The sequence below is a fragment of the Candidatus Brocadia sinica JPN1 genome, assembly GCF_000949635.1.
Taxonomy (GTDB): Bacteria; Planctomycetota; Brocadiia; order Brocadiales; family Brocadiaceae; genus Brocadia; species Brocadia sinica.
Window position 1 is genome coordinate 2,236,725 of the sequence record NZ_BAFN01000001.1, and the last position, 12,695, is coordinate 2,249,419.

Below are 12,695 nucleotides of genomic sequence, written 5' to 3' on the forward strand. Positions count from 1 at the left end.
CAGACAAAGTGTGCCACGTCACACCTTGTTATGTATGGAATTGCGATATCTCCCCAATGCCATCAAGGGGAAATAGTTGCGATACATATGGTATTTTAAATAAAAGACCTTAGGGAAACCCGTTGCGGTAAATTCAACTTCATCCCAGCTTCCGTCTTCTTTTTGTTTCATTAATAAAAATTTTATACCCCTTTCTACTGCATCAGAATGTATCTCACCTGCGGCCATTAAACCCAACAAAGCCCACGCCGTCTGCGAAGGCGTACTTTTGCCAATTGCCTTAAGGAATGGGTCATCATACGATTTTATCGTCTCGCCCCATCCCCCATCGGAATTTTGGACACTTTTCAACCACGCAACGGCCTTTTTGATATACGGCTTGTTCATGTCCTCTCCAACTGCTGCAAGTCCGGCGAGCACAGACCATGTGCCGTAAATATAGTTTGCGCCCCAACGCCCAAACCATGTTCCGTCTTTTTCCTGTTCTTTTTTGAGAAATTCTATCGCCATGCGAATCTGGCCCGAGGTCTTACTAAACCCAATACGACCTAAAAATTCTGTACATCGGGCAGTAACATCGCTCGTACTCGGGTCTAATAATGCATTAAAATCCGCAAACGGTATGTGATTGAGAATAGCTCTGTTATTGTTGCGGTCAAATGCGCCCCAACCTCCATCATCACATTGCATAGCCATAATCCATCGTAATCCACGTAAAACCGATGCCTCCTTGTGGGCAGTTTCAGGCAATGATACCCGCTGTAATGCCATAAGCACGGCCGCACTGTCGTCGGTATCGGGATAAAACTCGTTTGCATATTGGAAATACCAGCCGCTCGGTTCTTCCACCTTGCACTTTAAAGCCCAATCTCCAAAATTCCTGACTTCCTTGCTGATGAGCCATCGCCCTGCTTTTTGTAATGCCGGATCGCTGCCGGGTATCCCCGAGTCATGAAGCGCAATGATTGCCCATGCCGTATCCCAGACAGGCGATACGCATGGTTGTAAATAGAGTTTATTCACTTCGTATACAACCAGGTTTTCTACCTCTTGCAACTGGCTCTTTAATGCGGGGTGGTCATCCGGATATCCAAGGCATTTCATGGCAAAGATCGAGTTGACCATTGCGGGCCATATAGCCCCTAAACCACCGGATTTTTCCACATGGTCCAGCATCCATTTTTCTGCCTTGCGGAGGGCCATCCTTCTGATAAATTTAATGGGTTGCTGTTCATATCTCCTGAAAATACTATCGGCATCAATAAAGAAATTATGCCAGCTCAATCCCGATTGGTCCCGCTTAATACGGTAAACTACCTTTTCGCGCGGGATCAGGTAAAGTTCCTTCAGCATGTCATCCCCTACCGGAATATGCGGCTTTTTAGCTATGGCAATGGAAAGGGGAACAACAATACATCTCGACCAATACGACATCTCGTAGATGCTAAAATAAAAACCCGGTGGAAACAGGATCATTTCGGCCGGAACAGCGGGTACGGCCTGCCAATCAACCTGTCCAAACATGGCAAGATAAATCTTCGTAAAACAGTTGGCCTTCATGATGCCGCCCATCTCAAGGATGCGCTTCCTGGCTTTTTGCATAAAGGGTTCGTTTGCAGAGTATCCTGCCAATTTCAAGGCAAAATAGGCCTTTACCGAAGCGCTGATTTCGCTCGGCCCTCCGTAATAAATATTCCACCCCCCGTCAGAGATCTGATGTTCACAGAGTAGATTCGCTGCCAATCTTTGTTTTTCCTGGTTTACCTTTCCAAGAAAATGCATGAGCATGATGTATTCAGATGTTATGGTAGTATCTGCCTCTAAGATTCCCACCCAATGTCCATCAGACCGGTTTTGATTGCGGAGAAGGTATTGTTGTGCCCTATATATGGTAATGTCTAGGGGATTTTTTGTTGACAACGGAGTATGGAAACCTGCCCCAAGAGGCATACTTTCGAATCTTAATTCATGCTCGGATAATTCAGGAATAGGGTGATTGCCGTTCCCGTTCCCATTTCCGTTGCCGTTGAATTTATGGATACTTGTTTCCAATCGTTCAAAAAAGCTAATTAAGAAATTTCTCATACTTTAGAATCTCCCAAACAACACTCCAATATCAATTTATTATCATTCTAAAATAGTAAGTAGATGATTACCATAAGGTTAAGGAAATACTTTGGCCAACAAAATAACAAATTTAGGAATTAATTGCAAGGAAAACTTACATTGTTACTAAATTTCTTGATAGAAAATACCTTCTGTTATTTTTCTATTGAAACAGGCCAAGGTGTCGACCATCAAGATGAAGTCTCTGTGACCTTTGCGGTATCTGTGGTGGGTTGAATCGGCACAGAAATTCTTTGCTGAGACTGAGATGGAGCAGTATGGATGGTGTATGTCGTGTAAGGAATTTCCCACCCAAATTTATTGCATGTGTTTAATGCAATTTTTTGAATGATTCGGGAAAGTTTATAATAATCTTTTGCAACCTGCCCCGAAAAATCAGCAAGAATTATATAGTCGAGAGATGAATCGCCGACTGCTTTAAATTCCACAGTAAGCTTGATGATGTCATTCCCATAACCTTCGTTTATAAGCCCAGCCTTTATCATTTCTCTCAGTTTATCAGGAATTTCTGTAGTGCTTATTGACTGATACTGGTAATCAATACCAAAGGTAACATTAACGCGAAAATTCCTGGAAATATTCGTTGGATTTTGTTTCAAAAATTCTTCCGTAGGATAAGTTTTATAACTGCCACCGCCGATAATAAGTTGTACAGTCTCGGGAGTCTGTGTAACCACCCTACCCATTGTCCCATCTGCCAGAAGCACCCAATCGTTTTCTTTGCAAGGAAACCAGGGTTCATCCGGATGATATGGGCGCGATCTGATATCTTTCAAATCCCGTATGGGAATCCTGAGCATTCCACCCTTCAATTCCGGATTAACCAGGAGGGTATAGAGGTGCAACGAAGCCACCTTCCATGGAAGACCATTGTATATCACGCGTTCATTTTCCTTCACAGTTCCAAGGTTTAATAAAAGGGTGCCTTGTTCATAGAAACGAGGAAGAGTTTGTTTCGCCGCCCAAATAAGCCCTATAATAAAAATGAATGCAATACCCAAAAGTACCCAATCACCGCAAATATACAATACGATCAATAATGCCCCGGTAGCGCCGACAAATGTGAGTACATAATATAACACTTCTGCAAGGCGAATGTAAAACGAACTCGCCACCGTCTTGTGAATAAAACTGCCTCTATAGATATGCCGGTGAATGTAACGAAGCAAAAAGAATACAAAAAGGAATGCTAATACGGATAAGACAAAATTTCTCCCCCGGCTTTTGAAAAATACCTGCACGATATTTTTGCTCGATTCAAGAAAAGATTTCCTTTCACTCAATTTATCAGCCAATTGGTATTTTGCCACGGTAAGCTGGCTTGAAATTTGTTTTCCTTTATTATACCATTCAGTTTCAAGGTCAATGAGTTGATTTTTCAGATTTTCACCCTTCACTTGAGCAGCAAGATTGTGGATATTTTCTATGGCATTTCTTACCAGGAAAATTTGCTTTTCGTAGTAATCCACTTGTGTCCGCAGATTTTCAATTAACCGTGGGCGGGCAGTTATGCTTTTCAAGTCATTAATAATCGGCCCTATCAGGGTTTGGATTTCCTCCTTCCAGTCAAAACGTTTTTGAGGTTTTGCATAAAACGTCTCCAAATCCAGACCAGTTGCAATTTCCTCAAAATTTACCCTGAGAGATTCCAATCGTTCATTCAGTTTATCAATTTCTTTCGATATTTCTGATCTCTCTTCATGTGTTTCCGCCTCATGGAGTTTCGTTTTTTTGTCTTCGATTTCTTTCCCTAATTCCCTAATTACTTGAATAACGCCGGTAAGGGCGTCTATTGTATTCACCGATCCTGTGGCATCCGGGTTACCGGCAGCAGGGAGTTCCCGGTTTTCTGCTTGCCCGCATACCGGGATATTCTTCAAAAAAAGGAAAGACGAAATGACGATAAGAAGCGCAATAAGACCTGTCTTCGCTTTCATTGTATTTGTACAGCCTCCATAATTGAACACCGTGATAACAATTTCTTTTGCATCAAATTGATAAGACCGAAAATTTATGAAAACTGAGCGGATTATACCCAATACGATACCAAATACTTCCTCAAATGCATGGACATATGTTGTCTGCATAACGAAGCATTCGTGCAAGTATAGCTTATTTAAACGAACACTCAAGGAGAAATTTTCAACATCGTGATCCAATGGATAGAGGATCTTTTTTATCTTTGAAGATCAATGCTGACCATCAATACCTTATGATTCCAATCCGACGACCAAGTTACATTTTACCTTGAGAAAATGCCGTAAAAAATTTATATTCAACAAATCAAAGATTTTTTGACACATATCTGAACTTCCGTGTAATATAATGGGTAAGTCATTTTATTTAAGAGGTACAAAATGAAAGTACTAAAGCATTGGAGGAATTAAAATGATTCTGGAACGATTTTGCTTGAGTTGGGTTTATTTGACTATTGTAACAACTACATTCGTGTCTGGCTGTTACAGGGACAAATCCCCGCAAGAAGTAGCTCAACACTTTTGGGATACCATGAAAATTCAGGACATGGAGAATGCCCGTAAATATGCCACAACATCGACCCGAACTTTGATAGACACATCCAACGAACAATTCAAAGATGCGTTTGTGACGTTTGGCAAGATTGTTATTGATGGTGACCTTACTACCATAGAGACAACGGCGCGAGTACAGAAACATGGCACTGAAACTACTGTTCCACTCCAAACGATTCTTAAAAAAGAGGATGGAAAATGGAGGGTAGATTATGCACAAACAAAAGAAACGATACAGGAAGATGATACCTTTTCTGATATTGCTAAAAAATTAGAAGCGCTGGGCGGAAAATTGTCAGAGCGTATGGATGAAGCCCTCGGAGAGATAAAACAAAAAATGCCTGAATATGAGGAGAAAATGAAAAAGGCGGGTGAAGCTGCATCAAAAAAACTGGATGAAGCATTGCAGCGATACGTAACGGAAATTAAGAAGGGTATAGAAAAATTAAGTGGAATCCTGGATGAGGTTCTGAAAAAAGAGAGTGAAAAAGACCAACAGGAAAAGCCTGAGGCTGAGGTCCAACTATGAATTTGAAACAGCTTCAAAATGAATTTACCGAAACAGTCCTCATGAAACCAGTCTTCGTAAAAACGGAGAACGGAGAAAAGAGGTTTTTACGCAGTAATACTATAAAAGGAGTTTGATGTGTTAAACTATCATTACTTGAGAAATGCCATTCTTTTTCTTTTGTTTTTGCCTTTCATTATTCCTGTTTCTGTCTCTGCACACGAAGGACATGATCATAATAATGAAACGGTAATTACTATCGCAAAGAGGACATATATTCATTTTCAATCGGTCCTGCTGGGTTACCAATACATCTATAGTTATATGGTAAAAGGCGGGGCAAACGAGATCTCCGGTCTGGCTCAGAATGTAATAGACGCTGCCACTCTGGGTACTCAGACCGAACCAGATGGGCCTGGCCAACACATGATGCAGCATATTCTTGAAGGGGCGGAGTTATTAAAAAATGCAAAGAATGTGAGTGAACGACAGGAGGCATTCGCTACAATCAGCAATGCCCTTTTCCCTTTTTTTAAGCAATGGCCAAATCAGCTCATGCGCAGCAGGCTGAAAATATGTCGCTGCAAGAGCGGACACCAATGGCTTCAACCGGACAATTGTCCCACTGCATGCCCCTATTCTTTGAATAAATCCTCAAATTGTTTAACTATTGAGGAAACAATATACTAACAAAGGCTTGTTCCTGGACCCGAACGAGTCGGAAAAAACAAAATCCGAAGCACGAAATTCGTGAGTTAACCCTGTCGGGGTTAATTATTTTTGCTAAAAATGTCAAAATTATCTTTGGAAGATACTATGAGGATGCTTTCCATGAAAAAAGGCGCACCCGAAACATCTTCTGCCGTACTGACGATCGGTCATTCTACGCATACACTTGATGTCTTCATAAAACTCTTACAAGCCCATGGCGTAAAACATGTAATAGATGTTCGTACCGTACCACGCTCACGGCGCAATCCGCAGTTTAACCGGGAAACACTGCCAAATAGCCTGAAAGCTGCTGGGATAGCTTACACACATATGCCAGGACTCGGAGGTCTTCGGCGTCCACGTCCCGATTCACCTAACGCAGGATGGCGTAATGCATCCTTCAGGGGTTTCGCCGACTACATGCAAACGCCGGAATTTAGGGAAAACTTAGAAACACTCACTGAACTGGCAAGTAAAGATCGCATCGCATTGATGTGTGCGGAAGCTTTGCCCTGGCGCTGCCATCGCTCCCTGATTGCCGACGCATTACTTGTTCGGGAAATTCAGGTTGAACATATCATGAATGAGAAACACAGACAGGCCCATAAGCTCACACCCTGGGCCGTGATAAATGGCGCAAACATCACGTATCCTCCAGCATCAGCTCAGACCGGCATTGAAGCTGGAAAAGAATGTTGAGTTCCGCGGGTAAGTTGGTTATTATCACTCCGTATCTTATGTAATAGCAACACACTTTCTTGAGAAGGTACCTACTATGGCGAAACTAATCAAAAAAAGATCGGAGAAAGCCGGCCTCCTGCCAGACGCACTGATCCACATTGGAGAGAGAAAGACTGAAAAGGTAAAGATTACGATCACAGAGTATGATGAAATGCATTTTCATGAACAAGAGGCGAAGGCAATTGAGGAATGTTTTCCTTTTAAGGATAAGGGCCGGCCTACGATAGCGTGGATAAATATCGACGGAATTCACCGGAGTGATATATTGGGGAGACTCGGTGAAGGTTTTGGGCTTCATCCACTCACTGTGGAGGATATTATGAATATCGATCAGCGGCCAAAGATTGAGGATTTTAAAGAATATAGTTATATTGCGCTTAAAATGCTGCAGTTTTCTGGTAAGGATGGCGAGGTTATCTCTGAACAGGTTAGCCTGGTTTTAGGGTCAAATTTTGTCATTTCATTCCAGGAACGAGAGGTTGATATTTTTCATGTAATCAGGGAACGGATCAGAACAAATAAAGGCCGCATAAGAAAGATGGGCGCTGATTACCTTGCGTATTGCCTGCTCGATGCGATAGTTGATAACTACTTCATCATCATGGAAACGCTGGGAGAAAAGATAGAATCATTGGAGGATGAACTAGTCAGCAATCCAACGCCTGTGACTTTACACGCTATTTATAAGTTGAAAATGAATACCATATTATTGCGCCGGTCCGTGTGGCCATTGCGGGAGGTAATCGGTGGGTTGGAGAGGGGAGAATCTTCACTGATTCGGGAATCGACTAGAATTTATTATAAGGATATTCACGATCACACCCTCCATATCATTGATACGCTGGAAACCTTCCGGGAAATGGTTGCAGGGATGCTTGAAATCTATCTTTCAAGCATCAGTAACAGATTGAATGCCGTCATAAAGGTGCTTACCATGCTTGCCACCATATTTATGCCACTTACCTTCATTGCCGGCATCTACGGAATGAATTTTAAATACATGCCGGAGCTTGAGTGGCGCTGGGGGTATCCAATAATTTTATTTATAATGGCTGCTGTAGGTATTATCATGGTGTATTACTTCAAGAAGAAAAGGTGGTGATAAGTGATACACAAATCACGCATCAACCACAAGTAACTTAAACAATCGATAAAACTGAAAAGACGTCACAAGTTAGCTTTTTGAAAAGTATTTGTTTTGAAATGGCAAAACACACCCTTCAATCTCTTCTCGAGGGGCAGGCAATCCGCTAAGCCAGCAAGTTCAAGGGGCTATGTAAAAAGGTCGGCGCTAGCCGGACTTTCGCAATTCACCCCTTTAATATCAAGGATTTCCCGGCATTACATGCCCAAAAACAACCGTTTTGGAGCGCGAGTTGTGAAAGTCCGGCTAACCCACGCGAGCTTCCGAACACGCAAAATCTCACGGTGGTTTGTTGGTCGAATATTTTTAGGTTGGTGTTATAAACCCTTGTTCTTCCGGATTGACATTGATAAGCTTATTTACTGCATCCAGAACAGGTTCTTTGGAATTATGGAATTTGGCAATGGGATTCACGATTGCAAGACCACGATAATAGGTAACAAGTCCTTCTGCGATCTCCGCCATGATCTTGTTGAAGGTATTCCGCTTCTTTGCCCTTGCAAGCTTCACCTCGGGACCTTTATCACCGGTAATCGGAATCCTTTCGTAACTCCCAAAATCCATACGCAATATATTAATCATACCGCCCTGTCCGGACAGTTGATTGACAATCTCTGCTGAGGGCAGTGAGGCAATATAGGCCAGTGGGTAGGTGTAATCTTTGTATCCTTCTTTCTGGAAATAAAAATCACTTCGAATCCCCAGCGTCTCAAAATAGTCTTGCACCCTTGCGAAACATTTTTTATTTACGGTTTCTTCGTCTATTTCTTTGACCTGTTTGCTTGCAGTTTTCAATCTCCCCAGGATGATAGTAGTGGCAATTACCCTGTCTTGCTGATAGGTTTTTACTTCAATTTGAATGTAGTCGTTACTTACAAATTGCCATAAAAACAGACTGCATGTCCTCTCGCTATAATAGGCCGAACCGGTAAATTTTATATTTACAGAGGATATTTCTAATTCTGAAAAGAGGATTTCTAAGGGAAGGATGATCTTGGAAACGGTCATTGCGCCAGGAACAATGTTGCCTTTTCTGTGAATGAGATTGTTGTCGTTCGTTACATCAACGAAACGTTCCCCCTGCTGTTTCGGGATTCTATATTCATGCTTGATTAAAAATTTATCCCAGACCACTAACCGGCGTTCGTTATGATCGTCAGTTCTCAGTGTTAAACCTGGGTGCGGGGTTCGTGCCTTTGCATCTCTAAAACAGATTTTATCGGTTGAAAACCCATCTATCCTTCTTAATGGCATGGAAAATATAGGGGATTGTAATCTGCTCATAAGATATTACCGATAAAAAATGTATCTTCTCTGATTTTTCCCGATTTTATTATGCAACCTGCCTTATGTCAAGGATATAAAAAAATTTTTTTCTGATTTTTTGCCGAAAACTGCTGTCGACAAAAACCATGACTCTGTGGATGCTTGAAATCAGCAGATGGATACTGCTGCATGGTGTGAAATAGTGCAAACGTATATTAACTTGACAAAGATTACAAGTCTCAGTATGCTACCGACACGCAACAGAACGATATCCTGTTGTGTATTACAAAAAGACGCGTTCTTAATTGATAGGGGGGGCTTTCAGGTGACATATATCTGTGTATTTGAAGACAGTCAATACTCAAAACTGGTTCCACTTATTCATACAAGAACGGCCTTCGAACTTCGATGCGGACTGTTTACCCCGTTGGAAAGGGTTGTTAAACATTATCCCAATACCTCGATTACCCTTTTTTGCAGAGACTATTTGTCCGATCTATTGCAAGAGCGATATCCCTATCGTATCAATGACCTGCGTACACCCGATGATACCTGCCTTTTTTTAAACGGTCGTGCTATCTTTTCCTTTCCTGTTCCTTTAGAAGGTCGGGAGGAAATTGGGATGCAGGATAATACCCTTGTTTATGCCAGACTTAAGGGGGAAAATGCAAAAAAAATACTACCCGGGATGCTTCTTACTGGAGATCCAATTGAATTGTTAAAAGGTACAGTTCCGGTCGCTAATACCCAGGTACCTCTCATAAACTATTTTTGGGATCTTGTTAAACACAACAAGTCTCAAATAGAAAAGGATTTTATGTTGTTTGTCAAGGAAGGTTCCATCTTAGGGAGACTCTCTGAAGGGGTTCACCTTATGAACGAAGACCAGATATTCATTGATAAAAATAGTCGGATTAAACCGGGCTGCGTATTTGATGCCGAGGGAGGGCCAATTTATATTGGTCAACACGTTACCATTGCCCCTAATGCTACGATCGAGGGTCCCGTTTATATTGGCAACCATTCTGTGGTTCAATCTAATTCGAGAATCCGCGGAGGCGCAAATATTGGAGAGGTTTGCAAGATAGGAGGAGAAGTTGTAAATACGATCTTCCACAGTTACACCAACAAACAACACGACGGATTCCTCGGTGATTCTTATATCGGCTCATGGGTTAATATGGGGGCTGGTACCCTAAACAGTAATCTGCTTAACACCTATGGAGAGGTAAAAGCTGAAATCGATGGGACTGTGATAAATACAAATCATATGTTTCTTGGTATGGCGATGGGAGACCACACGAAAACGGCTATCAACACGACCATCATGACGGGTAGCATCATTGGTTTCTCTTGTAATATCGTCACTTTTACCTACCCTCCCAAATATCTCCCGTCTTTTGCGTGGTATTCATATCATGGCATGAAGGTCTATATCTTGGAAAACGCATTGCATGTAGCAAAGATTGCGATGAAAAGACGGGATAAGGAAATGACTTCTGCTGAAGAACGGCTCTTCAGGCTGGTATTTCAGCTTACAGAAAAAGAAAGAAATTCCATATTAAAATGAAAGGTCTTTTATGGAAAAGGACATTAAACGCGAACGGATTATTATTGATACGAGTATTTTTACCAATCCGGAGGTTTACCAATCGTTTGGCGCAAGTCCAACGGAGGCATTACGCACGTTTCTGGAGATTATTGGCAATTTGGATGGGCCGGCTTTTTATATGCCTCCAACGATCTATCAGGAATTACTCAATTTTGTTGAAATAAAAGATATCCCGCCCGACCTTCAAATTCGTATAATCCAAAAACCACCAAAGCGATACGAACTGTCGGTTCCGGCTTTTTTACTGTATGAACTTATCGAGGATGTGCGTCACAGGATAGACAAGGGATTGCGGGTAGCAGAAGAAGCCATACGGAAAAGGATTAACAAGGGGTTAAAGGTAGCCGAGGAGATTGAGCGGAAGCGGAAGTCCGCGCATGAAAAGTCGGTGCTTCTTTTCCCGGATGTACGTATGGCCACAGAGATTCCACACAGAACTGAGTCTGAAGCTTTAGAGGCTATTGCTATTGCTGATCTGAGGAAAAAATATCGTGCAGCCCTCAGGGAAGGGATTATTGATAGCAAGGAGGACGTTGACCTGATTCTCCTGGCCAAGGAACTCGACGGCATACTGGTGACGGCTGATACTGGTATTGTAAAGTGGGCTGATAAACTGGGCATCCGTTACATCGATCCCCGTACGTTACGGGGTATACTCGACAATCTGAGGAAGTGAGTCTGCAAAAACAAATGATAAATTTCTCAGATTTTTACTCACAACGGTTTTTCTATCGGCTCCGGATTCCACACGGCGCCTATAATGGTTTTTTCTGATAAAAATTAGTCAACGTGGGCTGAACCTTCCAGGTGTTTTTGGAGAATTTCATACGAGGCGTAACACTTTCTTACAAACTTGACACACCAGTAAGCGTCCTCTTTATTTTCGGATAGCACATCAAACTTTACCTTACATCGATACAGGTGATCGATCATCTTCTGAATATTTTTCTCCTCCCGAAAACGGAGGGAAAATTTTTCGTCAATAAGTTTATCCTGCGCTGCCTTAGTAACGCTTTCGTATACGGGTTTTAACAACACCCTTCCTAATTGAACGAAAACCTCAGGCTCCAGTGAATTGCCATGCTCGTGGATAAACATGGCCGCGCGAATGATCCGGTGGGTAAAAAACTCCGAAGCCATCTCTGCCATTAATGGGGCGGTAACGCGAATATCACGTAAACAAGAACCTAATGTCACATACTTGAGAATCTTTTCAGCGGGATGGGTTGGTTTCATCACGATCCCTTCACATCCTGTTTCGTCTAACTCTTTAATGACCTTTTTCAGGGCTGAAATATCCGATGCTGAAAACTGTCCAAATCTCCTCACAGTGGGTATGCGATAGGTATCAAAGATTTTATATCGTTCATCAATGGGGATTTTGTGGTGCTTGTTCATCATCATTAAATCAAAAGCAAAAAATCGGACGTCTTCTTTCACGTAAGGAGGATGTTCAATGTTATAAGGATTATCGGGGCCGGCAAATTCACCGCAAACGACCAGATCCGGATTTTCATCAAATAATTTTTTTGCATCTAAAAAATCCACAATCCGATCTGTCGAAAACGGGCAGATATACGCGCCACGAGAAAAAACTGCGATACGGCCCTGAATACGTGCAACCCTGACGTTGTAACCATCAACTTTTTCTTCGACATAAAAGGGCTGAGTATAAGCATTACGGATACCATTTTCCAGATGCAATATTCGAGCGATGCTTGGGAAACCAAAAATGATACCTTCCTGAGTAACGATCGATCCTTTTCCCAGGGTACCAATTTTTTTCGTTACCCGATAATAGTCAATACCATCGAATTCATCGTGGATAGCGTCGCGCTTTTTAATTGATTCCTGCCACAGATCCTCGGAGATACCAATCTGTTTAACAATATTATACATTTGCATGTGTGTCATCTTTCTTTAATAAATATACTAATTTGATACGATGTTACATAAACCGGATCCCTGATTTCAAGACAAAATTGAATTGTAGTTGAGTGCCTCTGTCGCTGTTTATAATGCGATTCTATGTATAACTCCAATGTCTGTAAAAGG

General features: G+C 42.0%; 10 protein-coding genes. 6 read left to right on the plus strand and 4 right to left on the minus strand.

Translation table 11 applies throughout. The annotated features are described in order from the left end of the window. Positions 1-18: 18 nt before the first annotated feature. Both shc and BROSI_RS10090 read right to left on the minus strand, forming a co-directional pair. Positions 19-2,085, minus strand: a complete 2,067-nt coding sequence (shc, locus tag BROSI_RS10085) for a squalene--hopene cyclase (RefSeq protein ID WP_052563634.1) — start codon at positions 2,083-2,085, stop codon at positions 19-21. Between the two features lie 212 nt (positions 2,086-2,297). Continuing rightward, entirely contained in the window at positions 2,298-4,064 is a 1,767-nt protein-coding gene (locus tag BROSI_RS10090; protein ID WP_157842475.1) for a mechanosensitive ion channel family protein, read from the minus strand. A 451-nt stretch (positions 4,065-4,515) separates the two neighbouring features. Between BROSI_RS10090 and BROSI_RS10095 the strand changes: the two genes are divergently transcribed. From BROSI_RS10095 to corA, 4 genes are all read left to right on the plus strand, one after another. Then, complete coding sequence (locus BROSI_RS10095) at positions 4,516-5,187, plus strand: hypothetical protein (protein ID WP_052563637.1); 672 nt, start codon at positions 4,516-4,518, stop codon at positions 5,185-5,187. A gap of 117 nt (positions 5,188-5,304) precedes the next feature. Beyond that, complete coding sequence (locus BROSI_RS10100) at positions 5,305-5,856, plus strand: hypothetical protein (RefSeq protein ID WP_052563639.1); 552 nt, start codon at positions 5,305-5,307, stop codon at positions 5,854-5,856. Between the two features lie 141 nt (positions 5,857-5,997). Beyond that, positions 5,998-6,576 carry a DUF488 domain-containing protein gene (locus BROSI_RS10105; RefSeq protein WP_052563643.1) on the plus strand — a complete coding sequence of 193 codons (579 nt, stop codon included), beginning with the start codon at positions 5,998-6,000 and terminating at the stop codon, positions 6,574-6,576. 76 nt (positions 6,577-6,652) lie between these two features. Continuing rightward, the gene (gene corA, locus BROSI_RS10110) at positions 6,653-7,720 is read left to right on the plus strand and encodes a magnesium/cobalt transporter CorA (protein WP_052563645.1); all 1,068 of its coding nucleotides are present in this window, start codon (positions 6,653-6,655) and stop codon (positions 7,718-7,720) included. A gap of 348 nt (positions 7,721-8,068) precedes the next feature. Here the strand turns inward: corA and BROSI_RS10115 are convergent, their stop codons facing one another. Continuing rightward, on the minus strand, positions 8,069-9,046 hold the full coding sequence (locus BROSI_RS10115; protein WP_052563647.1) for a hypothetical protein: 978 nt from the start codon (positions 9,044-9,046) through the stop codon (positions 8,069-8,071). A gap of 307 nt (positions 9,047-9,353) precedes the next feature. Here BROSI_RS10115 and BROSI_RS10120 point away from each other — a divergent pair, with 307 nt between their 5' ends. Further along, the gene (locus BROSI_RS10120) at positions 9,354-10,598 is read left to right on the plus strand and encodes a putative sugar nucleotidyl transferase (RefSeq protein WP_052563648.1); all 1,245 of its coding nucleotides are present in this window, start codon (positions 9,354-9,356) and stop codon (positions 10,596-10,598) included. Between the two features lie 10 nt (positions 10,599-10,608). Beyond that, positions 10,609-11,316: an RNA ligase partner protein gene (locus BROSI_RS10125; RefSeq protein ID WP_052563650.1), complete on the plus strand. Its 708-nt coding sequence runs from the start codon at positions 10,609-10,611 to the stop codon at positions 11,314-11,316. Positions 11,317-11,420: 104 nt separating this feature from the next. On the opposite strand, the gene BROSI_RS10130 is transcribed toward BROSI_RS10125, so the two are convergent. Then, entirely contained in the window at positions 11,421-12,545 is a 1,125-nt protein-coding gene (locus BROSI_RS10130; RefSeq protein WP_052563652.1) for an RNA ligase, read from the minus strand. Between the last annotated feature and the right edge of the window lie 150 nt (positions 12,546-12,695).

Bases quoted from the DNA above. Each gene is read 5' to 3' on its own strand.
- BROSI_RS10090 (WP_157842475.1), bottom strand. From the start codon at position 4,064: ATGAAAGCGAAGACAGGTCTTATTGCGCTTCTTATCGTCATTTCGTCT.
- BROSI_RS10130 (WP_052563652.1), bottom strand. From the start codon at position 12,545: ATGCAAATGTATAATATTGTTAAACAGATTGGTATCTCCGAGGATCTG.
- BROSI_RS10115 (WP_052563647.1), bottom strand. From the start codon at position 9,046: ATGAGCAGATTACAATCCCCTATATTTTCCATGCCATTAAGAAGGATA.
- BROSI_RS10105 (WP_052563643.1), top strand. From the start codon at position 5,998: ATGAAAAAAGGCGCACCCGAAACATCTTCTGCCGTACTGACGATCGGT.
- corA (WP_052563645.1), top strand. From the start codon at position 6,653: ATGGCGAAACTAATCAAAAAAAGATCGGAGAAAGCCGGCCTCCTGCCA.
- BROSI_RS10125 (WP_052563650.1), top strand. From the start codon at position 10,609: ATGGAAAAGGACATTAAACGCGAACGGATTATTATTGATACGAGTATT.
- BROSI_RS10095 (WP_052563637.1), top strand. From the start codon at position 4,516: ATGATTCTGGAACGATTTTGCTTGAGTTGGGTTTATTTGACTATTGTA.
- shc (WP_052563634.1), bottom strand. From the start codon at position 2,085: ATGAGAAATTTCTTAATTAGCTTTTTTGAACGATTGGAAACAAGTATC.